Origin of the sequence: Burkholderia sp. BCC1644 (genome assembly GCF_902833225.1) — a bacterium.
In the GTDB taxonomy this organism is placed as follows: domain Bacteria; phylum Pseudomonadota; class Gammaproteobacteria; order Burkholderiales; family Burkholderiaceae; genus Burkholderia.
In genome coordinates this window covers 1-26,505 of the sequence record NZ_CADFEI010000018.1, presented here as the reverse complement: position 1 = coordinate 26,505, position 26,505 = coordinate 1, and the positions used below count along the sequence as shown (strand labels likewise).

The window sequence follows — 26,505 nt, the reverse complement described above, 5'->3', positions numbered from 1 at the left end:
GATGGTTTGCAACAACCGCCGCGCGGGCCGTCCGGCGCGGCTCACCGCCCCTCTTTCACGCACGGCGTCCCGCGGCGCTACAATCGCACGATGAATGCGCCCCTCGATACCGCCATCGCCGTCGACGTCTACCGCCAGCGCCGTGAACGCGTGCTTGCCGCACTGCGTGCCGCGGGCGGCGGCGTCGCCATCGTTCCCACCGCGCCGGAACTGCTGCGCAACCGCGATACGACGTACCCGTACCGGTTCGACAGCTACTTCCACTACCTGACGGGCTTCACCGAGCCGGATGCCGTGCTCGTGCTGAACGCGGCCGCGCCGCACGGCGCGCCGGAGTCGATCCTGTTCTGCCGCGGCAAGAATGTCGACCGCGAGATCTGGGAAGGCTTTCATTTCGGACCCGACGCCGCGCGCGACGCGTTCGGTTTCGACGCGGCATTCTCGGTCGACGTGATCGACACCGAAATGCCGCGCCTGCTCGCCGATGCCGGCACCGTGCATTACCGGTTCGGCGCATCGGCCGACTTCGACCGCCAGCTTGCAGGCTGGATCGATGCGGTACGCGCGCTGGCACGCACGGGCGTCGCCGCGCCGGACGCGCTGCTCGATCTCACGCCGCTGCTCGACGACATGCGGCTCGTGAAGGACGAACACGAACTCGCGACGATGATGCGCGCCGCGCACATCTCCGCGCTCGCGCACCGCCGCGCGATGCAGGTGTGCCGCCCCGGCATCCGTGAATACGAACTCGAGGCCGAGCTGCTGTACCTGTTCCGCAAGCACGGCGCGCAGTCGCCCGCGTACGGCTCGATCGTCGCGGCCGGCGCGAACGCATGCGTGCTGCACTACCCGGCCGGCAACGCGGCCGCGCAGGACGGCGACCTGATCCTGATCGACGCCGCGTGCGAACTCGACGGCTACGCGTCGGACATCACGCGCACGTTCCCGGCCAACGGGCGCTTCTCGCCCGCGCAGCGCACGCTGTACGACATCGTGCTCGCCGCGCAGCAGGCCGCGATCGATGCGACGCGCGCGGGCGTGCCGTTCGAGGCGCCGCACGATGCGGCCGTGCGCGTGCTCGCGCAGGGGCTGCTCGACACCGGCATCATCCCGAAGTCACGCTTCTCGACGGTCGACGACGTGATCGCCGAGCGCGCGTACTCGCGCTTCTACATGCACCGCACGGGCCACTGGATCGGGATGGACGTGCATGACTGCGGCGACTACCGCGAGCGGCTCGCCGAGCGCGACGGCAACGGCGCGCTGCCGTGGCGCACGCTGAAACCCGGCATGACGCTGACGGTCGAGCCCGGCCTGTACGTGCGTGCCGCCGACGACGTGCCGCCCGAGTACTGGAACATCGGCATCCGCATCGAGGACGACGCGATCGTGCGCGAGCAGGGCTGCGAACTGATCACGCGCGGCGTGCCCGTCGACGCCGACGAGATCGAAGCGCTGATGCGCGCAGACGCATGACCGGCCGCCGACCGTTACCACCGTTTCACGAATCAAGATGACGACCGCTTCCTCCCCGGCCACGCCGGACTACGACCTCGCCATCGTCGGCGCGGGCCCTGTCGGGCTCGCGCTCGCCGGCTGGCTCGCACGCCGCAGCGCGACGCAGCACGCCTCGATCGCACTGATCGATGCGCGCGAACCGGCCGCGAGCGCGAACGACCCGCGCGCGATCGCGGTGTCGCACGGCAGCCGCGTGCTGCTCGACACGCTCGCGTGGCCCGCCGATGCCACACCGATCGAACATATCCACGTGTCGCAGCGCGGCCATTTCGGCCGCACGCTGATCGACCGCGACGAGCACGACCTCGCCGCGCTCGGCTACGTCGTGCGCTACGGCTCGATCGTGCAGGCGCTCGCGGGCGCCGTGCGCGGCACGCGCGTCGACTGGCTCACGTCGACCACCGCACGCGCGCCGCAGCAGGACGCCGACGGCGTCACGCTGACGCTCGACGGCCCGCAGGGCGAACGTACGCTGCGCGCACGTATCGTCATCAACGCCGAAGGCGGGCTGTTCCACGAACAGCAGGCCGACACGGCCAAACATCGCCGCGACTACGGGCAGACCGCGCTCGTCGGCACGGTCACGGTATCGGCGCCGCGCCCGAACGTCGCGTGGGAACGCTTCACGCATGAAGGGCCGCTCGCGCTGCTGCCGCTCGGCGGTCCGCGCCAGGCCGACTACTCGCTCGTCTGGTGCTGCGCGCCCGACGAAGCGGCACGGCGCGCCGCACTGCCCGACGACACTTTCCTGCGCGAGCTCGGCAGCGCGTTCGGCGCACGCATGGGCGACTTCGTCGCCATCGCCGGCCGCGCGTCGTTCCCGCTCGGCCTGAACGCCGCGCAAACGCTGGTCAGCGGCCGCGTCGCGATCGTCGGCAATGCCGCGCAAACCTTGCACCCCGTCGCGGGCCAGGGGCTCAACCTCGGGCTGCGCGATGCGCATACGCTCGTCGACACGCTGTCCGCGCAAGGCTTCGAAGCGACCGCGCTCGCCACCTTCAACGCGCGCCGCGCGCTCGACCGGCGCTTCACGATCGGCGCGACCGACACGCTGGCGCGATTGTTTACGATCGACTCGGGCCCGCTTCCGCTGCTGCGCGGCGCCGCGCTGACCGCGCTCGAATTCGTGCCGCCGCTCAAGAAGGTGATCGCGCGCCAGATGATGTTCGGCCAGCGCAACTGACGCGCGGCGCGCACAGTTGCGCCACTCAAACCGGGTCAAATCGGCGGGGCATGGGAATACGGTAAAATGCTCGTTTTCCGTCTTCCCTTCCCCTGCCCGCGCCAGTCGCGGGCGGTGCCATTGCGATGCCCGTTATCGGCCCTCACGTATTGCGTAACAACCTGTTCGTCGCCCCGATGGCCGGCGTGACGGATCGTCCGTTCCGTCAGCTGTGCAAGCGGCTGGGGGCCGGTTACGCCGTGTCCGAGATGGTCGCGTCCAACGCGCAGCTGTGGAAAAGCGCGAAGACGATGCGCCGTGCGAACCACGAAGGCGAAGTCGAGCCGATCGCGGTCCAGATCGCCGGCGCCGATCCGGCGATGATGGCCGAAGCGGCCCGCTACAACGTCGACAACGGCGCGCAGATCATCGACATCAACATGGGCTGCCCGGCGAAAAAGGTCTGCAACGTCGCGGCCGGTTCCGCGCTGCTGCAGAACGAGCCGCTGGTGCAGCGGATCGTCGAGGCCGTCGTCGCGGCGGTCGGCACGGGGCCCGATGCGGTGCCCGTCACGCTGAAGATCCGCACCGGCTGGGACCGCGAGCACAAGAACGCGATCACGGTCGCGCGTCTCGCCGAAGCGGCCGGCATCTCGATGCTCACCGTGCACGGCCGCACGCGCGCCGACCTGTACCGCGGCGACGCCGAATACGACACCATCGCGGCCGTGAAGGCGGCCGTGCGGATTCCGGTCGTTGCAAACGGCGACATCACGTCGCCCGCGAAAGCGAAGGCCGTGCTCGATGCAACCGGCGCCGACGCGCTGATGATCGGTCGTGCCGCGCAAGGCCGGCCATGGCTGTTCCGAGAAATCGATCATTTCCTGCAAACCGGTGAGCTGCTGCCCCCGCCGCTGATCGACGAGATCCAGCACGTGATGAACGAACACCTGGAAGACCACTACGCTTTCTACGGTGAATTCACGGGAGTCCGTACTGCGCGCAAGCACATCGGCTGGTACACTCGCGGCCTTTCCGGTGCCAACGGGTTCCGGCACAGGATGAACACGCTCGATTCCTCCCGCGAGCAACTCGCCGCCGTCAATGCATTCTTCGAGGCGCAAAAGGCGCTGTCGGACCACCTCGTCTACGTCGATGACGAAGAGGAAAACGGCCAGGGCGAGTCGGACGACCATAACCAGTTAGCAGCATGAGCAAGCACAACATCGAACAATGTGTCCGCGAGAGCCTGGACGTGTATTTCCGGGATCTAGACGGCTCCAATCCGCACGACGTCTATGAAATGGTGATGTCCTGCGTCGAAAAGCCGATGCTCGAGGTCGTGCTCGTACAGGCGGGCGGCAACCAGTCGCTCGCCGCGGAGTACCTCGGCATCAACCGCAATACGCTGCGCAAGAAGCTGCAGCAGCACGGCCTGCTGTAGTCGGCCGCCCCGTCCCCGTTTCCCTGGCTATTGGTGGTTCCATCATGATCAAGCAAGCGCTCATTTCCGTTTCCGACAAGACCGGCATCGTCGACTTCGCGAAGTCGCTGTCCGACCTCGGCGTCAAGCTGCTGTCGACGGGCGGCACCGCGAAACTCCTCGCCGACGCCGGCCTGCCCGTTACCGAAGTGGCCGACTACACGGGCTTCCCGGAAATGCTCGATGGGCGCGTGAAGACGCTCCACCCGAAGGTGCACGGCGGCATCCTCGCCCGCCGCGACCTGCCCGAGCACATGCAGGCGCTGGAACAGCACGGCATCCCGACGATCGACCTGCTCGTCGTGAACCTGTACCCGTTCGTCGCGACGATCGCGAAGGACGACTGCACGCTCGCCGACGCGATCGAGAACATCGACATCGGCGGCCCGACGATGCTGCGCTCGGCCGCGAAGAACCACCGCGACGTGACGGTCGTCGTCGATCCGGCCGACTACGCGGTCGTGCTCGATGAAATGAAGGCGAACGGCAACACGGTCGGCTATCCGACCAACTTCCGCCTCGCGACGAAGGTGTTCGCGCACACCGCGCAATACGACGGCGCGATCACGAACTACCTGACGAGCCTGACCGACGAGCTGAAGCACGCGTCGCGCAGCGCGTACCCGGCCACGCTGAACATGGCGTTCGACAAGGTGCAGGACCTGCGCTACGGCGAGAACCCGCACCAGAGCGCGGCGTTCTACCGCGATCTCGCGACGCCGGCCGGCGCACTGGCGAACTACCGCCAGTTGCAGGGCAAGGAACTGTCGTACAACAACATCGCGGATTCGGACGCGGCGTGGGAATGCGTGAAGACGTTCGACGCGCCGGCCTGCGTGATCATCAAGCACGCGAACCCGTGCGGCGTCGCGGTCGGCAACGACTCGGCCGACGCGTACGCGAAGGCGTTCCAGACGGATCCGACTTCCGCATTCGGCGGCATCATCGCGTTCAACCGCGAAGTCGACGAAGCGGCCGCGCAGGCTGTGGCGAAGCAGTTCGTCGAAGTGCTGATCGCACCGTCGTTCTCGGACGCCGCAAAGCAGGTGTTCGCCGCGAAGCAGAACGTGCGCCTGCTCGAAATCGCGCTCGGCGACGGTCACAACGCGTTCGACCTGAAGCGCGTGGGCGGCGGCCTGCTCGTGCAGTCGCTCGACTCGCGGAACGTGCTGCCGAGCGAGCTGCGCGTCGTCACGAAGCGCCAGCCGACCGCGAAGGAAATGGACGACCTGCTGTTCGCATGGCGTGTCGCGAAGTACGTGAAGTCGAACGCGATCGTGTTCTGCGGCAACGGCATGACGCTCGGCGTCGGCGCCGGCCAGATGAGCCGCGTCGATTCCGCCCGCATCGCGAGCATCAAGGCGCAGAACGCGGGCCTGACGCTGGCCGGCTCGGCTGTCGCGTCGGATGCGTTCTTCCCGTTCCGCGACGGCCTCGACGTCGTCGTGGCAGCCGGCGCGACCTGCGTGATCCAGCCGGGCGGCTCGATGCGCGACGACGAAGTGATCGCGGCAGCCGACGAGCACGGCATCGCGATGGTCCTGACCGGCGTGCGTCACTTCCGTCACTGATCGCATGCGGCCCGTGTGGCTGCAACATGAGAGCCCGGCGGCGTCGCACCCGCCGGGTTTTTTATTGTGCGACGCCCGCGCACGCAAGCGTGCGACCGGTGCGCTGCACCATTCGTTGTAGTATCGCTGCATCAGGTTTCTCTCCTCACTCATGCGAATTCTCGGCATCGACCCCGGCCTGCGCGTCACCGGCTTCGGCGTCATCGACGTCAGCGGCCATCGGCTCGCGTATGTCGCGAGCGGCGTGATCCGCACGCCGACGGCCGACCTGGCCACGCGGCTCGGCACGATCTTCCAGGGCGTATCGACGCTCGTGCGCGAACATGCGCCGGATCAGGCCGCGATCGAACAGGTGTTCGTCAACGTGAACCCGCAGTCGACGCTGCTGCTCGGCCAGGCGCGCGGCGCCGCGATCTGCGGGCTCGTCGCCGGCGGCCTGCCGGTGGCCGAATACACCGCACTGCAACTGAAGCAGGCCGTCGTGGGCTACGGCCGCGCGACCAAGTCGCAGATGCAGGAAATGGTCACCCGGCTGCTCAACCTGTCCGGCCAGCCCGGCAGCGACGCGGCCGACGCGCTCGGGATGGCGATCTGCCACGCGCACAGCGGCAATACGCTCGGCACGATCAGCGGCCTCGCACCGGCGCTCGCGAAGAAGGGGCTGCGCGTGCGGCGCGGGCGGCTGGTCGGCTGACGCCGGCGCACGCGCTCACCCGACTCGCCGCGGCGGACGCCGCGACGGTTTCGACCGCGCGCGGCGCCCCCACGACACGCATCGCATTGGCCTGACGGCCAGTCCCATCGGCATTGCGCCGCGCGTGCGCTACACTCGCGCTTTATTCCTCTCGTCCCGCCCTCCATGATCGGTCGCATCGCCGGCATCCTGCTCGAAAAGAACCCGCCTCATCTGCTCGTCGACTGCAACGGCGTCGGCTACGAAATCGACGTGCCGATGAGCACCTTCTACAACCTGCCGCAAACGGGCGAACGCGTCGTGCTGCTCACGCAGCAGATCGTCCGCGAGGACGCTCACCTGCTGTACGGCTTCCTGACGCCGCAGGAGCGCACGACCTTCCGCGAGCTGCTGAAGATCACCGGCATCGGCGCACGCATGGCGCTCGCCGTGCTGTCCGGCATGAGCGTGCAGGAGCTCGCACAGGCGGTGACGATGCAGGACGCCGCGCGTCTCACGCGCCTGCCCGGCATCGGCAAGAAGACGGCCGAACGCCTGCTGCTCGAACTGAAGGGCAAGCTCGGCGCCGACCTCGGTGCGCTCGCCGGCGCCGCGTCGCCGTCCGACCACGCGACCGACATCCTCAACGCGCTGCTCGCGCTCGGCTACTCCGAGAAGGAAGGCCTGGCCGCGATCAAGAACGTGCCGGCCGGCACCGGCGTGTCCGAAGGCATCAAGCTCGCGCTGAAGGCGCTGTCGAAGGTGTAACGCGCGTTCAGTCCGGTCGTTGAAACCAGTGTCGCGCGGCGCCGCACCGCGCGCCAGTCGGCCGTTCGGCCAGGTGGGCCGGAACGCGTCGCGCGGTACAATGGCCGCATGATTGAAACCGACAAACTCGCTACCGAGCAGCGGATCATCGCCGCCACGCCCACCTCGTCGCACGAGGAGGTGTTCGAACGTGCGCTGCGGCCGCGCCAGCTCGACGACTACGTCGGCCAGGAAAAGGTGCGCGGCCAGCTCGAGATCTTCATCGAAGCGGCGAAGCGCCGCTCCGAGCCGCTCGACCACGTGCTGCTGTTCGGGCCGCCGGGTCTCGGCAAGACGACGCTCGCGCACATCATCGCGCGCGAAATGGGCGTGAACCTCCGCCAGACGTCGGGCCCCGTGCTCGAGCGCGCGGGCGATCTCGCCGCGCTGCTGACGAACCTCGAAGCCAACGACGTGCTGTTCATCGACGAGATCCACCGGCTGTCGCCGGTCGTCGAGGAAATCCTGTATCCGGCGCTCGAGGATTACCAGATCGACATCATGATCGGCGAAGGTCCGGCCGCGCGCAGCGTGAAGCTCGACCTGCAGCCGTTCACGCTGGTCGGCGCGACCACCCGCGCGGGGATGCTGACCAACCCGTTGCGCGACCGTTTCGGGATCGTCGCGCGCCTCGAGTTCTACGACGCCGATCAGCTGTCGCGCATCGTGCGGCGCTCGGCGTCGCTGCTGAACGCGCAGATCGATCCGCACGGCGCGCTGGAAATCGCGAAGCGTTCGCGCGGCACGCCGCGGATCGCGAACCGGCTGCTGCGCCGCGTGCGCGACTTCGCGGAAGTGAAAGCCGACGGCCAGATCACGGCAGCGGTGGCCGATGCCGCGCTCGCGATGCTCGACGTCGATCCGGTCGGCTTCGACCTGATGGACCGCAAGCTGCTCGAAGCGATCCTGTACAAGTTCGACGGCGGCCCGGTCGGTATCGACAACCTCGCGGCGGCGATCGGCGAGGAGCGCGACACGATCGAGGACGTGCTCGAGCCGTACCTGATCCAGCAGGGCTTCCTGCAGCGCACGCCGCGCGGGCGCGTCGCGACGCTGCTCACGTATCGTCACTTCGGGCTCTCGGCACCCGACACCGGCCGCGCCGAACGCGGCGAATGGAATACGCCCGACGGGAAGTAACCCGTCGCCCGAGCCGCGCCCGCCATGACCACACCGCCCAGCCGCCACCCCGCCGCACCCGCACCGGGCCCGCGCTGGGCCGAGCCGATCCGCAAGCGGCTGGTGGCCGGCATCACGCACCTGACGGCGGGCGGCGGCGGCCCGTCGCTCGATCTCTCTTCACCGCCTGGCGACCCTGGGCTGTTCGGCCCCGATGCCGTCTGCTGGCGCGTGCATGCCGACTTCACGTCGATGATGACGGGCGGCATCGCCGCGCTGCTGCTGCAGGCGCTCCACCCGCTCGCGCTCGCGGGCGTCTGGGATCACTCGTCGTTCCGCACCGACATCCTCGGCCGCTTGCGCCGTACCGCCACGTTCATCACGGGCACGACGTTCGGCAGCCGCGCGGACGCCCTCGCGCTGATCGAGCGCGTGAAATCGATCCACGCGCGCATCTCGGGCACCGCGCCGGACGGCCGCCCGTACCGCGCCGACGATCCGGCGTTGCTGACCTGGGTGCATGTCGCGGAAGTGTCGAGTTTCCTCGCCGCGCATCTGCGCTACGTGAATCCGTCGCTGCCGGGCGAGCTGCAGGACCGCTACTACGCCGAAACGGCATTGATCGCCGAGTCGCTCGGCGCCCAAGGGGTTCCGCGTTCGCGCGCCGAGGTTGCCGCCTACCTCGCGCGCATGCAGCCTGAACTCGAGGCCGGGCCGCACACCTTCGACGTGATGGACATCCTGCTGAAGGCGCCGGTCGCGACACCCGCGCTGCGGCCGGCCGCGTCGCTGATGATGCATGCGGGAATCGACCTGCTGCCGCCCTGGGCGCAGCGCATGCTCGGCGTATCGACGTTCGCGCCGCTGCGCCGCGCGGTGGTCCGGCCCGGCGTACGGGCCGTCGCCCCCGTGCTGCGCTGGGCGCTCGTCAACGGCGCGTCGAAACGCGCACGCCGTCGCGCGACCGCGCCCCCGCCCGACGGCACCCCGTCCACCTGACGATCCGGTTCTTCCGATCATTTCAATTTGCTGTCAAATTCCTGTGACAAGCTGACGGGCTTACACCCGCGCACGGTCGCATGTCCTGCTCGTCCCGCCTGTCCGTGACCCGCGCGGTGTCCCGTCCACCCGACCGACACCCGATGCCCGCGATGCTCCGCCTGCCGATCCGTTTCGCCCTCGCCGCCAGCCTGTCCACCGTCTTCGCCCTCACCGCTTGCGGAGGCGACGATGTCGCCGCCGTGGCGCGTACCGACTCGCAAACGCCGTCCGGCGGCACCACGCCCCCGCCGGCCACCGTCACGCCGCAAGCGGGCAAGTGGAAGGCCGCGCGCGCGGGCGACCTGATCGACGTGACGCTCGGCGATCTCCATCCGACCCAGGGTGCGATTGGCTACGACCAGATCTATTACAAGCTCGGCCGCTACGAACTGCAGCCCGACAAGAAATTCGACGACTTCTGCGCGGACGAAGGGCTCGGCGGCGTCGCATCGAGCGGCTACACGGCCAAGTCGTCGCTGCGCGAGCCCGCGAGCTACACGTGCACGACGACGGACGCGAACGCCCGCGACCGCTCGGTGCTGAACCCCGTCGTGATCGGCCCGAACGGCGATGCGCTGTACCTGACCGACGGTCATCACGGCCTGTCGACCTACTACGAGACGCCCGACGGCGGCGCGGCGCTGCACGTTCACGTCGTCGTCAAGGACAACCTCAGCGACTACTCGGGCGACGCGTTCTGGCAACAGATGCAAAGCCGAGGCTACCTGCGCCTGAAGAACGGCGAAGGCAAGGCAATCGCGACCGCGCAACTGCCGACCGGGCTCGGCCTGAAACTCGGGATGACGAACGACCGCTACCGGTCGCTCGTCTACTTCACGCGCGACATCGGCTACAGCAAGCCCGCGCAAGCCACCGACTACCTCGAGTTCTACTGGGCCGACTGGCTGCGCGCGCAGCCCGGCACGTTCGCGCTGGCGAGCTACGACCTCACGCGCGGCGGCACGACCGATCCCGATCCGGCGAAGGCCGACACGGGCTATCTGAATGCGGTCTGGAATGCGTCGACGCGAATGGTCGCGGCAACGGACCCGGTGATCGACGGCAAGACGGGAGCCGACCTCGGGCGCGCCGATGCGATCAACGGCGGGAAGAAATACAACAAGGGAGAATTCGACAAGCTGCGCCAGCCGATCGCGGCCGACAAACCGGGCAAGATCGCGTACGCGCTCGACTACAAGGCACGCCACGCGCTGCCGCAGTAAGCGGCTCGCGGTAACGGAAGCCCCGGCCGGCGGTACCGTGCAGGGCCCGCGGACTCAGAGCACCTTGCGGTACCCGTCGTCGTCGTCGCTCGCCGCTTCCAGATGCGACACGTCCGCCCACTGCACGACCTGCGCGCGGCCATCCACGTAATCGACGACGTTGATGCTCGTATTGAGCAGCGGGTAATTGCGCGGCGCCGACAGCTCGATTCCGTTCGCAAAGCGGTACACGCAGTCGAGCACGCCGCCATGCGCGACACAGGCGATCCGGCCGCCCGGATGCGCGGCGACGATCGGTTCGAGCGCATGCAGCACGCGGTGATAGAGCTCACGCTGCGACTCGCCGCCTTCCGGCGCAAAACCCGGGTCGCGCGTCTGCCAGGCCGCGTACGCATCCGGGAACAGCGTCTCGATCTCGGTGCTGTCGTGCCCCTGGAACGCGCCGTACGAGCGTTCGCGCAACCCTTCGCGCAGCTGCAGCGACAGACCAAGCGCATCGGCAAAGGGTTGTGCGGTCTGTTGCGCACGCATCAGGTCGCTCGAGTAGACCGCGTCGATTCGCGCGCCGTCGCGCGCCTCCCGTTCGAGCCGGGCTGCCAGCCGCTTCGCCTGTGCGAGCCCGGAGTCGGCCAGCGGAATGTCGATATGGCCCTGGATGCGCTTGATGCGGTTCCAGGCCGTCTCGCCATGGCGGATGAAAAGAATCTGCGTGGTGGCCATCGCGGCGCGTCTCCGGGGAAGAATCAGGGCCGCACTTGCAGCCAGAACGTCACGGGGCCGTCGTTGACGAGCGACACCTGCATGTCGGCGCCGAACTCGCCCGTCTCGACGACCGGATGGCGCGCCCGTGCAGCCGCAACGAAATAATCGAACAGCCGCGCACCTTCGTCGGGCGGCGCGGCCGGCGTGAAGCTCGGACGCAGCCCGCTGTTGGTATCGGCTGCCAGCGTGAACTGCGACACGAGCAGCAGGCCGCCCGCGCGGCCCTCGCCGTCGATGTTCGACACCGGCAGGTTCATCTTGCCGGCCGCGTCGCTGAACACGCGGTAGCCGAGCATCTTCGCGAGCAGCTTGTCGGCTGCCGCGTCGGTGTCGCCGCGTTCCGCGCAGACCAGCGCAAGCAGGCCCGCGCCGATCTCGCCGGTCGTACGGTCGCCGACGCGCACGTCGGCGCGCTTCACGCGCTGGATCAGCGCGATCATGCGGTCAGCGTGACGCGCGCGAAGCGGCGCTTGCCGACCTGCACGACGAACTCGCCGGCTTCGATCTTCAGGCCCTTGTCCGACACCGTCGCGCCGTCGATCTTCACACCGCCCTGCTCGATGTTGCGCAGCGCTTCGCTCGTCGACGGCACGAGGCCGGCCTGCTTCAACAGCTGGCCGATCGCCAGCGGCGCGCCGGCAAGCGTGACCGCCGGAATGTCGTCCGGCACGCCGCCCTTCGCGCGGTGGTTGAAGTCCTCCAGCGCACGCTCGGCATCGGGCTGCGAGTGGAATCGCGCGACGATTTCCTGCGCGAGCAGCACCTTGAAGTCGCGCGGGTTGCGGCCGCCTTCGGCCTCGCGCTTGAAGCCGGCGATCTCGTCGAGGCTGCGGAACGACAGCAGCTCGAAGTAACGCCACATCAGCGTGTCCGAGATGCTCATCAGCTTGCCGAACATGTCGGTCGGCTTCTCGCTGATGCCGACGTAGTTGCCCTTCGACTTCGACATCTTCTCGACGCCGTCGAGGCCTTCGAGCAGCGGCATCGTCAGAATGCACTGCTGTTCCTGGCCGTACTGCTTCTGCAGTTCGCGGCCGACCAGCAGGTTGAACTTCTGGTCGGTGCCGCCGAGCTCGAGATCGGCGTTCAGCGCGACCGAGTCGTAACCCTGCATCAGCGGGTACAGGAACTCGTGGATCGAGATCGGCACGCCGCCCTGGAAGCGCTTCGTGAAGTCTTCACGCTCGAGGATCCGCGCGACCGTGTAGCGCGACGCCAGCTTGATCATCCCGTCCGCGCCGAGCGGCATCGACCATTCGCTGTTGTAGCGGATCTCGGTCTTGTCGCGATCGAGCACAAGTGCGGCCTGCTCGAAGTAGGTCTTCGCATTCGATTCGATCTGCTCGCGCGTGAGCGGCGGGCGCGTCGCATTACGGCCCGACGGATCGCCGATCAGCGACGTGAAATCGCCGATCAGGAAGATCACCGTGTGGCCGAGATCCTGCAGCTGACGCATCTTGTTCAGCACGACCGTGTGGCCGATGTGGATGTCGGGCGCGGTCGGATCGAGGCCGAGCTTGATGCGAAGCGGCGTGTTCGTGGCCGCGCTGCGCGCGAGCTTCTGCGCGAACTCTTCCTCGATCAGCAGTTCGTCGACGCCGCGCTTCGTGACGGCGAGCGCATGCCGGACTTCGTCGGTGATCGGGAAAACAGGCTTGGAACTGGATTCGGTGCTCATCGGTGCCAGGAAGAATGTCGCAAAAACAGGGATTTTCCCATAACTTGCGCGCGCATCGCTTAACGGCGCGTCAGGTTGCGCGGATAATCGGGCGCAAGGCGCGCGGCACCGGCCCGCGCCGCACGATCCAGGAGAACCCAACGTGCCGCAACGACAGCCGCAAAACGCCCATCCGGCCGACGGCATCTACTTCGGGCTGATGTCGGGAACCAGCATGGACGGCGTCGACGGCGTCGCCGTGCGTTTCGAGACCGGCAAGGCGCCGGTCGTGCTCGCGGAAGCGTTCGTCGGCTTCGCGCAATCGCTGCGCGACGCGCTGTTCGCGCTGCAACAGCCCGGCGACGACGAGATCGACCGCGAATCGCTCGCGGCGAACGCGCTCGTCACGCGCTACGCGGTGTGCTGCCACGAATTGCAGCGCACGGCCGGGCTGTCGCGCGACGAGATCCGCGCGATCGGCGTGCACGGCCAGACGGTGCGTCATCGCCCCGAGCGCGGCTATACGCGGCAGCTCAACAATCCGGCGCTGCTCGCCGAGCTGACCCAGGTCGACGTAATCGCCGATTTCCGCAGCCGCGATGTGGCCGCCGGCGGCCACGGCGCGCCGCTCGCGCCGGCGTTTCACGCGACGGTGTTCGGTGCGCCGGGCGAAACGCGCGTCGTCTGCAATCTTGGCGGGATCAGCAACATCACGATCCTGCCAGGCGAAGGCGGCGACGTGCGCGGCTTCGACTGCGGTCCCGCGAACGCGCTGCTCGACGAATGGGCGACCCGCCATCTGGGCAAGCCGTACGACGACGGCGGCAAGTTCGCCGCGCGCGGCACCGTGCACGCGCCGCTGCTCGACGCGCTGCTCGACGAGCCGTATTTCGCCGCACCGCCGCCGAAAAGCACCGGTCGCGACCTGTTCAATCCCGCATGGCTCGACGCGAAGCTCGCCGCGTTCGCTCAGGTCGCGCCGGAGAACGTGCAGGCGACCCTCACCGCGCTGACCGCCGTGTCGGTCGCACGCGAGATCGCCAAACACGCATCGGGCTGCAAGGCCGTCTTCGTCTGCGGCGGCGGCGCACGCAATCCGGTGCTGCTCGACGCGCTCCGGCACGCGCTGCACGAGGCCGGCGTGCCGGCCACCGTCGATACGACAGCCGCGCTCGGCGTGCCGCCGCAGCAGGTCGAGGCGCTCGCGTTCGCGTGGCTTGCCTATCGCTTCACCGCGCGCCAGCCCGGCAATCTCGCGACGGTCACCGGCGCAGCCGGCAACCGCGTGCTCGGTGCGCTCTATCCGCGCTGACACGAGGCGCGCCACGCGGCGGGCGCCGCATGGCAGACGGGCGTAAAAAAACGGGGCATGAAGCCCCGTTTTTCATTCCGGCGAACCGGTGCGGATCTGGTGCGCGCTCAGACCGAGAACGACGAACCGCACCCGCAGGTGGTGGTCGCGTTCGGATTCTTGATCACGAACTGGGCGCCGTTGAGGTCGTCCTTGTAGTCGATCTCGGCGCCGACCAGGTACTGGTAGCTCATCGAGTCGATCAGGAGCTGGACGCCGTTCTTGTTCATCACGGTGTCGTCCTCGTTGACTTCCTCGTCGAACGTGAAGCCATACTGGAAGCCGGAGCAGCCGCCACCCTGCACGAACACGCGCAGCTTCAGGTCGGGATTGCCCTCTTCGTCGATCAATTGCTTGACCTTGTCGGCCGCGGCGTCGGTGAAGACGAACGGCAGCGGCATATCGGTCGTCGTTGCTGCGGATTCGGTAACAGCGTTCATTCGAACTCTCCAAAAAGCTTTAGCCGCTATTGTAGGGCCGATCAGAAGATCGTGCTGAAGTCCATGAAATCAATAGGTTCTTGTCGATTTCATCAAACCTGCCCGCGCGGGCTGCCGCGGCGGTGGCCTGGGCGCGGGCAAACAAGCGGGCATAAAAAAACCGCCAGCGCGAAAGCTGGCGGTTTTTCCGGCGGACGCCACCCGAAGGCGGCGAGGCCATGAAGCGGAATTAACGCTTCGAGAACTGCTTGGCGCGGCGTGCCTTGCGCAGACCGACCTTCTTACGCTCGACTTCACGCGCATCGCGCGTGACGAAGCCTGCGCTCGACAGCGACGGCTTCAGCGTCGCATCGTAGTCGATCAGTGCACGGGTGATGCCGTGGCGCACTGCGCCTGCCTGACCCGTTTCGCCGCCGCCATTCACGTTCACCTTGATGTCGAACGTCTGGCCGTGGTTCGTGAGTTCCAGCGGTTGACGCACGATCATCAGCGACGTTTCGCGCGAGAAGTAGTCAGCGATGGGCTTGCCGTTGACGACGATGTCGCCCTTGCCAGCCTTGATGAAGACACGTGCGACTGCGCTCTTGCGGCGGCCCGTACCGTAGTTCCAGTTACCGATCATGTGGGTCCCCTTAGATCTCGAGCGCCTTCGGCTGCTGAGCCGAATGCGGATGCGTCGCTTCTGCGTAGACCTTCAGCTTCTTGATCATCGCGTAGCCGAGCGGGCCCTTCGGCAGCATGCCCTTGACCGCTTTCTCGAGCGCGCGGCCCGGGAAGCGTTCCTGCATCTTGCCGAACGTCGTTTCATAGATACCGCCCGGGTAGCCCGAGTGACGGTAGTACTTCTTGTCCAGCGTCTTGTTGCCCGTGACCTTCAACTTGCTCGCGTTGACGATGATGATGAAATCACCAGTATCGACGTGCGGAGTGAACTCAGGCTTGTGCTTGCCGCGCAGACGGCGTGCCACTTCGCTGGCAACACGGCCGAGAACCTTATCCGTCGCGTCAATCACGTACCATTCGCGCGTCACCTCATGGGCTTTTGCGGAAAACGTCTTCATGATCGATCCAAAAAAAATGCTTTGCCCGATGTGTTCGTCCTGCTTGTCTGTGTGCGCTTCGAGGCGCGGTGCAGGCTCTCCCTGTTCTTTTTCCGTGGGCATGAATGCGGAAAAGCCCTGAATTATAAAGGAAATACGGCGACGCGGTCAAAGGGAATCCACGCCCCGTGTCCGCGGCGCCCGAAATGGGCCAAAATCCGGTCGTGCCCCAACCAGCCAGGCGAACCGAGCGCCCGGGGCGGCACCCATCGACGCGCGGCACCTGACCTTGCCGCGCCAGACCGGCCGAACACGGAAAACAACAAACAAGCATGATGAAACAACGACTTACGCCCCTCTTCGCGGCCGCGTTGCTGGCCGCCGCGGCACCCGCCGTCGCCGACCACGCCAGTTGCCAAGCCAAGCTCGACGCGCTCGATGCGCGTATCGGCGAAGCCCGGAGCGCCCATGCCGAGGATCGCGTCTCCCGCCTGCGCGCGGTGCGCGAACGCGTCCGTCACTTCTGCGCTCGCGGTCACGGCCACGCGTCGGCCGTCCACGCGCCGGCGCCTGGCGCACGCGGCACGGCGCCCGACGCGACATCGCAGCCGGCCGCGCGGCAGCCCGCGTGACGCTGCCGGCGCGCGCAAGCCGCGCGCCGATGTTTGCATGGGACGAAAAAAAGCCCGAACGGCTGGTTCGGGCTTAATCCACCTCAGGAGGAGGGTGGAGGAGACATTCGGAGGTTGCCGCAGCGCGACAACCAATGAGGCTCATTATACGAACGCGTCTTCGACTGCACAAGAAAATTTGCATTGCGAAATCGAAAACCATAATGCGAAATTTCAAGCGACGCACCTATTAAGCCGATTTTCCATTTAAAATCAGTCACATATACAGGAATGGCATGAGCACGAATCCCCCTCGCCTAGAGCAAAACCCCTAAAAAAAGCAGGGAAATTGCCGTCGGACGCCCTGCCCATGCGGCGCCGGCATTGCACGTCGTGCAGCGCATCAGCCGACCGTTGCGCAGCGGGCTACAATGCCGGATCGAATCCGAATCAGGCAACGCAGGAGCGCAAGCATGGAATGCAAAGTAAGCTGGATGGGCCAGGACGGCATGGCATTTTCCGCCGAGACCGGCAGCGGGCATCTCGTCGCGATGGATGGCGCGCCCGAGGGCGGCGGCCACAACCTCGCGCCGCGTCCGATGGAAATGGTGCTGCTCGGCACCGGTGGCTGCACGGCCTATGACGTCGTGCTGATCCTGAAGAAGAGCCGCCAGGAAGTCACCGGCTGCTCGGTCACGCTGAAGGCCGAACGCGCGAGCGAAGATCCGAAGGTGTTCACGAAGGTGCACTTCCACTTCACCGTCACGGGCCGCAACCTGAATCCGGGCACGGTCGAGCGCGCGATCAACCTGTCGCACGACAAGTACTGCTCCGCGTCGATCATGATCGCAAAGACGGCCGAACTCACGCATTCGTTCGACATCGTCGCGGCCTGAACGCACGGCGGCACGCATGAAAAAAGGGCCGGCGCTCCGCAAGGAGACGCCGGCCCTTTCGCATTCGTACGGCAAAGCAGGCCGATAAGCCGGATTCTGTGCACGTTGCGCGCCGGAGCGCACAACGCGTGGCAGCCATTCCTCTAGGCGCGCCATTGCTGACGCGCTCAAGCTTCCTACCCGCAGACGAGACGGGGGCCCCGTCCTGCATCCGAAAATGCGCGCCTGCCTACTTGGAATTGCTCCGGGTGGAGGTTACCGTGCCGGCGAACGTCGCCGTCGCCGCGGTGCGCTCTTACCGCACCGTTTCACCCTTACCTGATCCCGGCTTGCGCCGGGCCATCGGCGGTTTGCTTTCTGTTGCCCTGTTCCGCGTGTCGCCACGGATGGCCGTTAGCCATCACCCTGCCCTGTGGAGTCCGGACTTTCCTCGCCCCCGCGCGCCCGAAGGCGGCGAGGCCGCGACTGCCTGGCCTGCTTTGCGACGCGCATTCTAGCACTGCGCGCCGCAGTCGGCAGCGCGCGATCGGCGGCCGATGCGGAATACCGCCGGATCGTCATGGAACGCGGCATCGGCATCCGGGCGCACCAGCCGGGAACGCCGAGCACCGGGAGCGGCGCGAAATCGCGGCTCGTCAGCGCGCGCGTCGCGAGTTCGGCGGCGACATGCGCACCGTCGCGCAACACGCGTTCAACGCCTTGTGTAACGCGGCGTCGCCCGCCAATGCGGCCGCCTGGACGGCACGGCCCGGGTCCGCACAGGGCGCGAGCCACAGCGCGGACCAGTCGATCCGCGCGAATCCCGCCACCGCGCGGCCGGCCACCTGGCCGGACGCGCGCGGCGGCGCATCGGTCACGCCAGTTTCCAGCCGATCGTCTCGCCGCCGCGCAGCGGCACGACCGGCGTGTCGCCCGCGAAGATCTCGCGCGGCAGTTCCCACGCCTCGCGGCGCAGCGTGACCGTCTCGGCGCTGCGCGGCAGCCCGTAGAAATCGGCGCCGAAGAAGCTCGCGAATCCTTCGAGCTTGTCGAGCGCGCCGGCCGTGTCGAACGCTTCCGCGTACAGTTCGAGCGCGTGCAGCGCCGTGTAGCAGCCTGCGCAGCCGCACGCGGTTTCCTTCGCGTCGCGCGCATGCGGCGCGCTGTCGGTGCCGAGGAAGAAGCGCGGGTTGCCCGACGTCGCAGCCTCGACCAGCGCCACGCGATGCGTCTCGCGCTTCAGCACGGGCAGGCAGTAGTAATGGGGGCGAATCCCGCCGACGAACAGCGCGTTGCGGTTGTACAGCAGGTGATGCGCGGTGATCGTCGCGCCGAGCAGGCCGGGCGCCGCGTCGGCGTCGCGCACGTAGTCGGCCGCGTCCTTCGTCGTGATGTGCTCGAACACGACCTTCAGGCCCGGGAAATCGCGGCGCAACGGCGTCATCACGCGGTCGATGAACACCTTCTCGCGGTCGAACAGGTCGATCGACGCATCGGTCACCTCGCCGTGCACGAGCAGCGGCATGCCGGTTTCCTGCATCGCCTCGAGCGTCTTCGCGCATTTCGCGAGATCCGTGACGCCGTGGTCGGAATTCGTCGTAGCGCCTGCCGGATACAGCTTCACGCCGTGCACGAAGCCGCTTTCCCGCGCGCGGCGGATCTCGTCGGGCGGCGTGTTGTCGGTCAGGTACAGCGTCATCAGCGGTTCGAACGTCATCCCCGCGGGCAGCGCGGCGAGGATGCGCTCGCGATAGGCCTGCGCCTGCGCGGTGGTCGTCACCGGCGGCTTCAGGTTCGGCATGACGATCGCGCGGCCGAACTGGCGCGCGGTGTGCGGCAGCACGGCGGCCAGCATGTCGCCGTCTCGCAGGTGCAGGTGCCAGTCGTCGGGACGGGCGAGCGAGAGCGTCGCCGGGGAGGAAGCGTTCGAGGCAGTCATAGGAGGCGTCGTGAGGAACGTGCTTGCCGTCGGCGGGGCCGGAACACGCGTGCGCGGGCCGACTGACGGCAAACCGCAACACGGGACCTTTGGCCAGCGGAATCCGCTTTTTACCGCTCAGGGCTCGGTGATATGCTAGAAGCCGCATTGTACCGGGGTTCGCCCGGTTCGTTACCCCCCGCTTCAGCCTGCCGCCCCAAGTAAAATGTGCCAACTCTTAGGAATGAACTGCGCCGCGCCGACGGACGTCACATTCTCCTTCACAGGTTTCGCGGCCCGGGGCGGGTTGACCGATCACCATGCCGACGGCTGGGGCATCGCGTTCTTCGAGGACAAGGCCTGCCGCCTGTTCATCGATCACCAGGCATCGGCCACGTCGCCGATCGCCGAAATGGTGAAGCGCTACCCGATCAAGTCCAAGAACACGATCGCGCACATCCGCAAGGCGACGCAAGGGCACATCCTGCTCGAGAACAGCCATCCGTTCATGCGCGAACTGTGGGGCCGGCACTGGATCTTCGCGCATAACGGCGACCTGCAGGATTACGCGCCGAACATGGACGGCAGCGTCTACCATCCGGTCGGCACGACCGACAGCGAGCAGGCGTTCTGCGTGCTGATGCAGGGGCTGCGCGAGGCCTTTCCCGGTGCGCAGCCGCCGCTGCCCGAGCTGTTCGAGCGTGTCGGCGAGCTCACGCGCGGGATCACCGATCACGGCGTGTTCAACTTCCTGATGTCGAACGGCCAGGCGCTCTTCGCGCATTGCTCGACGCGGCTGCACTATCTCGTGCGGCGCTGGCCGTTCTCGACCGCGCACCTCGTCGACGAAGACCTGTCGATCGACTTCGCGAAATACACGACGCCTGAAGATCGCGTCGCGGTGATCGCGACGCAGCCGCTCACCGACGACGAAGTCTGGACCGCGTTCGAGCCGGGCGAGTTGATCATGTTCCAGTGCGGCGACGTCGCCGCGCGGATGCAGATCCCGGTGCCGGAACGCGTGCTCGAGAAGCTGCGCAATCCAGCGCTCGACGCATCGGCGTCCGCCCCGCGTGACGCCCGTGAGGCACTCGCCACCGCCACCGACGGCGATTCCGACGACGCGATCGATTTCTGAAGCCGGTGCGGCACGCGCCGCGCCGGATTCCTGCCCCTCGCACCTGTGGCGGCAACGCCCTTCACCGACGAAAATCGCCCTGCCCCGGCCAAGGCCGTTTCATTCGGACCGCCATCCGGCGCAACGAATCGATGCCACGAGAAATTTGCTTGATTTTATTAATTTACAAGCGAAAATAAACAACAATTAAATCAAAAGCAATAACTCCACCCCAATAAATAAATACAATCCCGGGCGCGTATTTTAGCGCATCAGCTTCCGCCAAACCGTGCGTTACCCCACCTACCCCGCCAGCCACCCCGGATTTTCCTCAAATCCCCCAACCCCTTGCCAGCAAGGCTTTCGGTTCGATTAACCACATAAATCAAAAATACGACCCATTACGGTTGGCATCCTTACATTTCCCAATTTCTCGATAATCGGCCGCGGCCCGAATCAGTAGACTCCGCCCATCCCTGGTGTAACGAAACACGATTGGCGCGACACGCAGCCATAGCCGCCGCACGCGCCCCTTCGGATTATTTCGACACCGCGGATTGCGAATTCGCCGGGTTGCGGCGAATGCCACTTCAAAACAAGAAAGAGGGGCTTGTCGTGAATCACTCATTTCGATCGATATGGAGCGAAGCCGCCGGCTGCTGGGTCGCAGTTGCGGAAACGGCACGGGCGCGCGGCAAGCGCTCAGGCAGCGAAGCGGGCACGGGCCGGGGCGCCGCGCGTGAAGCCATGCACCGGCCACCGCTGCGGATCGCCGCATTCAGCATCGCGCTGGCCATGCTGCCGGCCGGCGCCGCGCACGCATCGACCTGCGGCAGCGGCACGGCCGTCGCGAACGGCGGCACCTGTGCGCTCGGCAATTTCAGCCCGACCGTCAACGACAACCTGGCCGGCGCCACCACCGTGTCGGGCGGCGACACCGTCGGCGTGTCGGGCGCATGGGCCGGCGCCGGCGGCGACCCGGGCTACACGCTCACGCCGATCGGCAGCACGACCGTCGTGTCGGGCAATCCGAACCAGCCGCTGCTGTCGCTTGGCGGCAAGACGCAGAGCGTCAGCACGCCCGACTCGATCACGGGCACCCGCACGTCGGTCGCGACCTACGACTCGTCCGCGTTTTCCGCGTCGACGGCCGGCTCGACCGAAGTGCCCGTCTACCATGACGTGAACGGCGATCAGTATGTGAACACGCGCGTCGGCACCGTCGGCGCCACGGGCGGCACGCTCAACGTGTCGATCGGCAATGCGGCGAACGCGCCCGATGCAGCCGGCAACGCGATCTCGATGGCCGCGAAGGGCACCGACCTTACCTTCGCGGACGGCACGGGCTCCACGACAAGCACCGTCAACTGGAACTCGCGCAACCAGATCCGGTTCACCACCGGCGACTACCTTGCGGACGGCGGCGCCGTCGGCAGCCGCCAGCTCGACGTGCCGGCCTACGCGGGCACCTTCACCGCGTTCGACGGCAGCACCTGGAAGGTCACCGACGCCGCGTCGCTCGCCGCGTACAACGACTTTCTCGTGCGCTCGGTGCAAAGCGGCGCGCTCGGCTCGCAGGCTGCCTACGACAGCGCGTTCAGCCAGGCGGTCACGTTCTCGCAGCAAGCTTTCCAGTATCAGAACAACGTGTCCGCCGGCGACAAGAACACGCTGCCGATCGGTTTCCTGTCGGCCATGCACGGCACGGGCGCGAACGCGACGCTGCAGATCGGCAAGGACGGCCAGATCGACTTCCGTGGCACCAACACGATCGTCTCGAGCTCGGCCGTCCTCGCGGAAAACGGCGCGCACTTCATCAACGACGGGCGCCTGTCGGGTGACTTCACGCTGGTGCGCCTGCTGAGCGGTGCAAGCGGCGTCAACAACGGTGTGATCTCGTCCGGGTACGCGTCCGGCGACAACTTCGACACGAGCGGCAGCGCGCCGCCGAACAACTTCAACTACCACGCTTACACCGAAGGCCAGGGCGTGTTTGCGAACGGCGCGGGCACCTCGTTCGTCAACAACGGCGTGATGAACGTCGGTGCGTGGACGTTCGACGGCACCCAGCCGGACCTGCAGAACTACGCGGTTGCCGCGACAGGTGGTGCGACGGCATCGAACGCCGGCACGATCAACGTCGGCGTCAACGCGACGACGCTCGACAGCCAGGTGATCGGCGGCCTCGTCGACGGCGGCAGCTTCACGAACGAAGCCGGCGGCACGATCTACCTCGGCCGCTCGGCGCAGTACGCACCGGGCGAAACGACGAACGACGTCGCGCTCGCCGCGCACGCGTACGGCATCCTGCTCGGCGCATCGGGCACCGCGAGCAACCTCGGCACGATCGTGATCGGCTCGCAGACGCAGAACGGCGCCGCGCTGGCGAGCCTCGGCTCGACGTCCGGCACGCTGACCAACGCGGGCACGATCGTCGTCAACGGCACGGCGCCCGGCACGCCGCTCGCCAACGTCGGCATGCTCGCGGCCGATACGGCCGCGACCGTGACCAACACCGGCACGATCACGCTGAACGGCGTGAACGGCATCGGCGTCATGGTCGTCGGGACCGGCACGACCGCGACGGCCGCTACGTCGACCGGCACGATCAACGTGGCCGGCGGCCTCGATCCGGCCTCGGGCACGCGCAACTACGGCGTGTGGGCCGAGGGGCCGCGCGCCACGGCCACGCTCGACGGCGCGCTCAACCTGACGGGCACCGGCGCGATCGGCGTGCACGCACGCTCGGGCGCGACGATCAACGTCGGCGCGAACGCAGTGCCGGCCTTCATGTCCGGCACGAACCAGATCGGCTTCTACGCATACGGCGCAGGCTCGAAGATCAACGTCGCCGCGCAGCACCTCAGCGTCGACACCGACGATTCGACGCTGTTTCGCGTCGCGGGCGGCGCAGCCTACACGGGCACGTCGGCGGCCGGCGCGCTGACGACCGACGTCAACGGCCAGCGTGCGCATGGCGTGCTCGCGACCGACGCCGGCACGACGCTGTCGACCGGCAACGCGATCTACAACGTCAACGGCGCGAACGGCATCGCGATCGCGGTCGAGGGCGGCGCGACCGGCACGATCGACGCAGGCGCGACGATCAACCTGAACGCGGCCGGTGCGATCGCGGGCGTCGTCGACGGGCAGGCGCACGACCTCGCCGGCGCGAACGCCGGTGGCTGGGTCGCGACGACGCTGACCAACCAGGCCGCCGTGACGTCGTCGACCGCCGGCGTGACGGGCTTCGTCGCGCAGAACCTCGGCACGCTCGAGAACCGCAACACGGTGCTGCTGACCGGCGCCGGCTCGACGGGCGTCGTCGTCGGCACGCAAGGCACGGTGAGCAATGCATCGACGATCCGCGTGTCCGACGGCACGGGCGCGCTCGTGCAGGGCGCATCGGCGACGTTCGCCAATGCGGGCACGGTCGAAGCCGACGACGGCATCGCGGGCGTGCGCCTGACGGGCGCCGGCACATCGGTCTCGCTGTCGGGCCCCGGCACCGTGATCGCGAACGGCAGCGCCGACGGCGTGCTGATCGATTCGACCGTCACGGGCGGCGCCATCGTGGCCGGCGGCGCGACCTCGATCGCGACGGGCGGATCGGGCAGCGGGATCCGCAACCTCGGCGCGAACACCACGATCTCGCTGTCCGATACGCAGATCACCACGACCGGCAACGGCGCCGACGGCATCACGTCGACCGGCGCGGGCACGCTCATCGCGACCTATCCGGCGACGGTCGTCCGCACTTCCGGCACCAATGCGCACGGCATCTACGTGTCGGGCGCCGATTCGGCGCTCTTGGCCAACGACACGACCGTCGCGACGACCGGCGCCGGTGCGCATGCGGTCGTGATGGACGGTGCGGCGGCCACGCTGTCGGGTGTGACGCTCACCACGTCGGGTAATGCGGCCGACGGCATCGTTGCGCTGCACGGCGGGCGCATCACCGATTTGGATTCGTCGATCAGCAGCGCCGCCGGCAACGGCGCCACCGCGAACAGCGGCGGCTTGCTCGCGCTGCACGGCACGACGCTCAAGGGCGCGACGGCCGGCGTGCTGACGTCGGACACGCTCGCGAACGGCGCGACGAATTCGGTCCTGGTCGACGGCGGCAGCGTGACGTCCGTCGCCGGGCCGGCCTTCGCCGCGCGCGGCGGCACGGCCGGCATCGAGGTGCGCAACGGCACGGTCGTGACGGCCGGCAACGGCACGCTGCTGAACCTCGCGAACGGCAGCAACGTGACGTTCAACGCATCGGCCGTGAACCTCGCGGGCGACATCGTCTCCGACGCATCGAGCACCGGCAACGTGTTTCTCGTGAACGGCGCGACGCTGACCGGCAAGATCGATCCGGTCGCCCTGACCGTCGACGGCGCGAGCACGTGGCGCATGACGGGCAGCTCGGTGCTGAGCAGCCTGAACAACGCGGGTCTCGTCGCATTCACCGCACCCGTCGGTTCGCCGACGCTCACGGGCAGCTACAAGACGCTGACGACCGGCAGCTATGTCGGGAACGGCGGCACGATCGCGCTCAACACGTATCTCGGCGCCGACGCATCGCCGACCGACCGGCTGATCGTGAACGGCGGCGCCGCGAGCGGCACGACCGGACTGAAGATCGCCAACACGGCCGGCACCGGTGCGCAGACGACCGGCGACGGGATTCCCGTGGTCGTCACGGCCAACGGCGGCACGACCACCGCGTCGGCGTTCCATCTCGCCGGGCCCGTGCAGGCCGGTGCGTACGAATACCGGCTCTATCGCGGCGGGCAAAGCGACACGAACGGCTGGTACCTGCGCTCCCAGCTCGACCAGACCGACCCCGGCGACCCGATCCACCCGTCGGGCGGCGGCGACGGCGGCAACGAGAATGGCGGCGGCACGCTCGCGTATCGCCCGGGCGTCGCCGGCTACGCGCTCACCCCGCTGCTGAACGCCGACTACGGCTTCTCGACGCTCGGCAAGCTGCACGAACGCGTCGGCGACATCTACAACGTCGAGAAGCAGCAGCCCGGCAACCGTGACGGCGTATGGGGGCGCATCGGCGGCCAGAGCCTCGATGCGAACGCGGGCCGCTTCGCGGCCGACGAGCGCACGTTCTTTGCGCAGTTCGGCAAGGACTGGACGCTCGACCAGGCACCGAACGGCGCGGGCAGTACGCATGCGGGCGTGACGGCCAGCATCGGCGTGTCGAACGCGAGCTTCAGCGACATGGCGCGCGCCGACACGCAGAACCTGTCGACGTCGACCGGCTCGGTCGAGATGCACGCGCAGAGCGTCGGCGGCTACTGGACGCGCTATCTGCCGGACGGCACCTATTTCGACAGCGTCGGACAGGTCACGCACTACGGCAACCGCTATCGCGACAGCTACGGCAACGAGGCGTCGCAGAACGGCTTCGGTATCGCGCTGTCGCAGGAAGTCGGCAAGCCGTTCGCGATCGGCAGCACGCCGATCGCGATCGAGCCGCAAGCGCAGCTGATGTATCAGTACCTGAAGCTGAACGGGTTCAACGACAACGTGTCGGCCGTATCGGGCACGACGACGAACGCGCTGCGCGGCCGCGTCGGCGTGCGCATCTTCCGGCCGAACCTCCAGTCGGATGCGGGCGGCGGCGCCGCGACGCCGTACTTCACGGCCGACGTGCTGCACGACTTCCTGTCGCCGGGCCAGACCGTCGTCGGCGGCACGCCGTTTGCGACGCACCTCGGCCGCACCTGGTACGAGCTCGGTGTCGGCGTGACCGCGGGCTTCGGCAAGTCGGGCGAGTTGTACGCGAACGCGAAGATCGCGCGCAACATCGGCGGCGATTACCGGCGCGGCATCGTCGGGCAAGTGGGCTACCGGTACAGCTGGTAACGCACGCCACCCGCGGACGAAAAAAAACCGCCCGGCTGCATGCCGGGCGGTTTTCGCATGGACGCGCAAAACGCGCGAACGCTCAGTGCAGGATCTTCGCGAGGAAGTCCTTCGCGCGTTCCGATTTCGGATTCGAGAAGAAATCGTCCTTGCGGTCGTCCTCGACGATCGCGCCCTTGTCCATGAAGATCACGCGATGCGCGACCTTCTTCGCGAAGCCCATCTCGTGCGTGACGACCATCATCGTCATCCCTTCCTGCGCGAGT

The 26,505-nt window shown here is 67.5% G+C and carries 23 protein-coding genes, 1 other RNA gene and 1 pseudogene; 15 read left to right on the top strand and 10 right to left on the bottom strand.

Annotation, left to right across the window (positions count from 1 at the left end; translation table 11 throughout):
• The first annotated feature begins 90 nt into the window (after positions 1-90).
• The 10 genes from HWX87_RS29240 to HWX87_RS29195 all read left to right on the top strand — a co-directional run bounded on the left by HWX87_RS29240 (position 91) and on the right by HWX87_RS29195 (position 10,597).
• Positions 91-1,476: an aminopeptidase P N-terminal domain-containing protein gene (locus HWX87_RS29240; RefSeq protein WP_176050501.1), complete on the top strand. Its 1,386-nt coding sequence runs from the start codon at positions 91-93 to the stop codon at positions 1,474-1,476.
• A 37-nt stretch (positions 1,477-1,513) separates the two neighbouring features.
• Entirely contained in the window at positions 1,514-2,701 is a 1,188-nt protein-coding gene (locus HWX87_RS29235; RefSeq protein WP_176050500.1) for a UbiH/UbiF/VisC/COQ6 family ubiquinone biosynthesis hydroxylase, read from the top strand.
• 125 nt (positions 2,702-2,826) lie between these two features.
• Positions 2,827-3,894, top strand: a complete 1,068-nt coding sequence (gene dusB / locus HWX87_RS29230) for a tRNA dihydrouridine synthase DusB (protein ID WP_011350967.1) — start codon at positions 2,827-2,829, stop codon at positions 3,892-3,894.
• Positions 3,891-4,124, top strand: coding sequence for a Fis family transcriptional regulator (locus HWX87_RS29225; RefSeq protein WP_006476892.1), 234 nt, complete (start codon positions 3,891-3,893; stop codon positions 4,122-4,124). Before dusB ends, HWX87_RS29225 begins: the two co-directional genes overlap by 4 nt.
• A 44-nt stretch (positions 4,125-4,168) precedes the next feature.
• Positions 4,169-5,734, top strand: coding sequence for a bifunctional phosphoribosylaminoimidazolecarboxamide formyltransferase/IMP cyclohydrolase (purH, locus tag HWX87_RS29220; protein WP_176050499.1), 1,566 nt, complete (start codon positions 4,169-4,171; stop codon positions 5,732-5,734).
• A 151-nt stretch (positions 5,735-5,885) separates the two neighbouring features.
• Complete coding sequence (gene ruvC / locus HWX87_RS29215) at positions 5,886-6,428, top strand: crossover junction endodeoxyribonuclease RuvC (RefSeq protein WP_096506379.1); 543 nt, start codon at positions 5,886-5,888, stop codon at positions 6,426-6,428.
• A gap of 165 nt (positions 6,429-6,593) precedes the next feature.
• A complete protein-coding gene (gene ruvA / locus HWX87_RS29210; protein WP_014898064.1) occupies positions 6,594-7,175 on the top strand; it encodes a Holliday junction branch migration protein RuvA in 582 nt (193 codons plus the stop codon).
• Positions 7,176-7,283: 108 nt separating this feature from the next.
• On the top strand, positions 7,284-8,354 hold the full coding sequence (gene ruvB / locus HWX87_RS29205; protein WP_176050498.1) for a Holliday junction branch migration DNA helicase RuvB: 1,071 nt from the start codon (positions 7,284-7,286) through the stop codon (positions 8,352-8,354).
• 24 nt (positions 8,355-8,378) lie between these two features.
• Positions 8,379-9,332 carry an oxygenase MpaB family protein gene (locus HWX87_RS29200; protein ID WP_176050497.1) on the top strand — a complete coding sequence of 318 codons (954 nt, stop codon included), beginning with the start codon at positions 8,379-8,381 and terminating at the stop codon, positions 9,330-9,332.
• Between the two features lie 152 nt (positions 9,333-9,484).
• A complete protein-coding gene (locus HWX87_RS29195) occupies positions 9,485-10,597 on the top strand; it encodes a ParB/Srx family N-terminal domain-containing protein (protein WP_176050596.1) in 1,113 nt (370 codons plus the stop codon).
• 54 nt (positions 10,598-10,651) lie between these two features.
• Here HWX87_RS29195 and HWX87_RS29190 read toward each other — a convergent pair whose 3' ends face one another.
• From HWX87_RS29190 to tyrS, 3 genes are read right to left on the bottom strand one after another with little or no spacing between them, the layout of a single operon-like run.
• Entirely contained in the window at positions 10,652-11,317 is a 666-nt protein-coding gene (locus HWX87_RS29190; RefSeq protein WP_176050496.1) for a histidine phosphatase family protein, read from the bottom strand.
• Positions 11,318-11,340: 23 nt separating this feature from the next.
• Positions 11,341-11,799, bottom strand: a complete 459-nt coding sequence (dtd, locus tag HWX87_RS29185) for a D-aminoacyl-tRNA deacylase (RefSeq protein ID WP_011350959.1) — start codon at positions 11,797-11,799, stop codon at positions 11,341-11,343.
• Entirely contained in the window at positions 11,796-13,037 is a 1,242-nt protein-coding gene (tyrS, locus tag HWX87_RS29180; protein WP_176050495.1) for a tyrosine--tRNA ligase, read from the bottom strand. The genes dtd and tyrS overlap by 4 nt, the downstream gene beginning before the upstream one ends.
• Before the next feature lie 142 nt (positions 13,038-13,179).
• On the opposite strand from tyrS, the gene HWX87_RS29175 reads away from it, so the two are divergent.
• A complete protein-coding gene (locus tag HWX87_RS29175; protein WP_176050494.1) occupies positions 13,180-14,328 on the top strand; it encodes an anhydro-N-acetylmuramic acid kinase in 1,149 nt (382 codons plus the stop codon).
• Positions 14,329-14,435: 107 nt separating this feature from the next.
• On the opposite strand, the gene erpA is transcribed toward HWX87_RS29175, so the two are convergent.
• The 3 genes from erpA to rplM all read right to left on the bottom strand — a co-directional run bounded on the left by erpA (position 14,436) and on the right by rplM (position 15,868).
• The gene (gene erpA, locus HWX87_RS29170; protein ID WP_006759918.1) at positions 14,436-14,807 is read right to left on the bottom strand and encodes an iron-sulfur cluster insertion protein ErpA; all 372 of its coding nucleotides are present in this window, start codon (positions 14,805-14,807) and stop codon (positions 14,436-14,438) included.
• 229 nt (positions 14,808-15,036) lie between these two features.
• A complete protein-coding gene (gene rpsI, locus HWX87_RS29165; RefSeq protein ID WP_048251223.1) occupies positions 15,037-15,429 on the bottom strand; it encodes a 30S ribosomal protein S9 in 393 nt (130 codons plus the stop codon).
• Positions 15,430-15,439: 10 nt separating this feature from the next.
• Positions 15,440-15,868, bottom strand: coding sequence for a 50S ribosomal protein L13 (rplM, locus tag HWX87_RS29160; RefSeq protein ID WP_041490553.1), 429 nt, complete (start codon positions 15,866-15,868; stop codon positions 15,440-15,442).
• A gap of 311 nt (positions 15,869-16,179) precedes the next feature.
• Between rplM and HWX87_RS38135 the strand changes: the two genes are divergently transcribed.
• Both HWX87_RS38135 and HWX87_RS29150 read left to right on the top strand, forming a co-directional pair.
• Positions 16,180-16,479, top strand: coding sequence for a hypothetical protein (locus HWX87_RS38135; RefSeq protein WP_244137787.1), 300 nt, complete (start codon positions 16,180-16,182; stop codon positions 16,477-16,479).
• A gap of 410 nt (positions 16,480-16,889) precedes the next feature.
• The gene (locus HWX87_RS29150) at positions 16,890-17,354 is read left to right on the top strand and encodes an OsmC family protein (protein ID WP_176050492.1); all 465 of its coding nucleotides are present in this window, start codon (positions 16,890-16,892) and stop codon (positions 17,352-17,354) included.
• 69 nt (positions 17,355-17,423) lie between these two features.
• Here HWX87_RS29150 and rnpB read toward each other — a convergent pair.
• From rnpB to pyrC, 3 genes are all read right to left on the bottom strand, one after another.
• Positions 17,424-17,835: RNase P RNA component class A (rnpB, locus tag HWX87_RS29145), an RNA gene on the bottom strand.
• A gap of 154 nt (positions 17,836-17,989) precedes the next feature.
• On the bottom strand, positions 17,990-18,211 hold the full coding sequence (locus tag HWX87_RS38130) for a hypothetical protein (RefSeq protein WP_244137786.1): 222 nt from the start codon (positions 18,209-18,211) through the stop codon (positions 17,990-17,992).
• Positions 18,208-19,272, bottom strand: a complete 1,065-nt coding sequence (pyrC, locus tag HWX87_RS29135) for a dihydroorotase (protein ID WP_011350953.1) — start codon at positions 19,270-19,272, stop codon at positions 18,208-18,210. Before pyrC ends, HWX87_RS38130 begins: the two co-directional genes overlap by 4 nt.
• 205 nt (positions 19,273-19,477) lie before the next feature.
• Here pyrC and HWX87_RS29130 point away from each other — a divergent pair, with 205 nt between their 5' ends.
• Positions 19,478-20,389, top strand: coding sequence for a class II glutamine amidotransferase (locus HWX87_RS29130; RefSeq protein ID WP_176050491.1), 912 nt, complete (start codon positions 19,478-19,480; stop codon positions 20,387-20,389).
• Positions 20,390-20,983: 594 nt separating this feature from the next.
• The gene (locus tag HWX87_RS29125; protein ID WP_176050490.1) at positions 20,984-26,239 is read left to right on the top strand and encodes an autotransporter outer membrane beta-barrel domain-containing protein; all 5,256 of its coding nucleotides are present in this window, start codon (positions 20,984-20,986) and stop codon (positions 26,237-26,239) included.
• Between the two features lie 82 nt (positions 26,240-26,321).
• On the opposite strand, the pseudogene HWX87_RS29120 reads toward HWX87_RS29125, so the two are convergent.
• Positions 26,322-26,505: pseudogene (locus HWX87_RS29120) on the bottom strand (amino acid ABC transporter ATP-binding protein); the annotation flags it as partial.

What these genes read in the sequence shown, in the direction of transcription:
- HWX87_RS29240 (WP_176050501.1), top strand. Translation starts at nt 91, where the DNA reads ATGAATGCGCCCCTCGATACCGCCATCGCCGTCGACGTCTACCGCCAG.
- HWX87_RS29235 (WP_176050500.1), top strand. Translation starts at nt 1,514, where the DNA reads ATGACGACCGCTTCCTCCCCGGCCACGCCGGACTACGACCTCGCCATC.
- dusB (WP_011350967.1), top strand. Translation starts at nt 2,827, where the DNA reads ATGCCCGTTATCGGCCCTCACGTATTGCGTAACAACCTGTTCGTCGCC.
- HWX87_RS29225 (WP_006476892.1), top strand. Translation starts at nt 3,891, where the DNA reads ATGAGCAAGCACAACATCGAACAATGTGTCCGCGAGAGCCTGGACGTG.
- purH (WP_176050499.1), top strand. Translation starts at nt 4,169, where the DNA reads ATGATCAAGCAAGCGCTCATTTCCGTTTCCGACAAGACCGGCATCGTC.
- ruvC (WP_096506379.1), top strand. Translation starts at nt 5,886, where the DNA reads ATGCGAATTCTCGGCATCGACCCCGGCCTGCGCGTCACCGGCTTCGGC.
- ruvA (WP_014898064.1), top strand. Translation starts at nt 6,594, where the DNA reads ATGATCGGTCGCATCGCCGGCATCCTGCTCGAAAAGAACCCGCCTCAT.
- ruvB (WP_176050498.1), top strand. Translation starts at nt 7,284, where the DNA reads ATGATTGAAACCGACAAACTCGCTACCGAGCAGCGGATCATCGCCGCC.
- HWX87_RS29200 (WP_176050497.1), top strand. Translation starts at nt 8,379, where the DNA reads ATGACCACACCGCCCAGCCGCCACCCCGCCGCACCCGCACCGGGCCCG.
- HWX87_RS29195 (WP_176050596.1), top strand. Translation starts at nt 9,485, where the DNA reads ATGCTCCGCCTGCCGATCCGTTTCGCCCTCGCCGCCAGCCTGTCCACC.
- HWX87_RS29190 (WP_176050496.1), bottom strand. Translation starts at nt 11,317, where the DNA reads ATGGCCACCACGCAGATTCTTTTCATCCGCCATGGCGAGACGGCCTGG.
- dtd (WP_011350959.1), bottom strand. Translation starts at nt 11,799, where the DNA reads ATGATCGCGCTGATCCAGCGCGTGAAGCGCGCCGACGTGCGCGTCGGC.
- tyrS (WP_176050495.1), bottom strand. Translation starts at nt 13,037, where the DNA reads ATGAGCACCGAATCCAGTTCCAAGCCTGTTTTCCCGATCACCGACGAA.
- erpA (WP_006759918.1), bottom strand. Translation starts at nt 14,807, where the DNA reads ATGAACGCTGTTACCGAATCCGCAGCAACGACGACCGATATGCCGCTG.
- rpsI (WP_048251223.1), bottom strand. Translation starts at nt 15,429, where the DNA reads ATGATCGGTAACTGGAACTACGGTACGGGCCGCCGCAAGAGCGCAGTC.
- rplM (WP_041490553.1), bottom strand. Translation starts at nt 15,868, where the DNA reads ATGAAGACGTTTTCCGCAAAAGCCCATGAGGTGACGCGCGAATGGTAC.
- HWX87_RS38135 (WP_244137787.1), top strand. Translation starts at nt 16,180, where the DNA reads ATGATGAAACAACGACTTACGCCCCTCTTCGCGGCCGCGTTGCTGGCC.
- HWX87_RS29150 (WP_176050492.1), top strand. Translation starts at nt 16,890, where the DNA reads ATGCCGGATCGAATCCGAATCAGGCAACGCAGGAGCGCAAGCATGGAA.
- pyrC (WP_011350953.1), bottom strand. Translation starts at nt 19,272, where the DNA reads ATGACTGCCTCGAACGCTTCCTCCCCGGCGACGCTCTCGCTCGCCCGT.
- HWX87_RS29130 (WP_176050491.1), top strand. Translation starts at nt 19,478, where the DNA reads ATGTGCCAACTCTTAGGAATGAACTGCGCCGCGCCGACGGACGTCACA.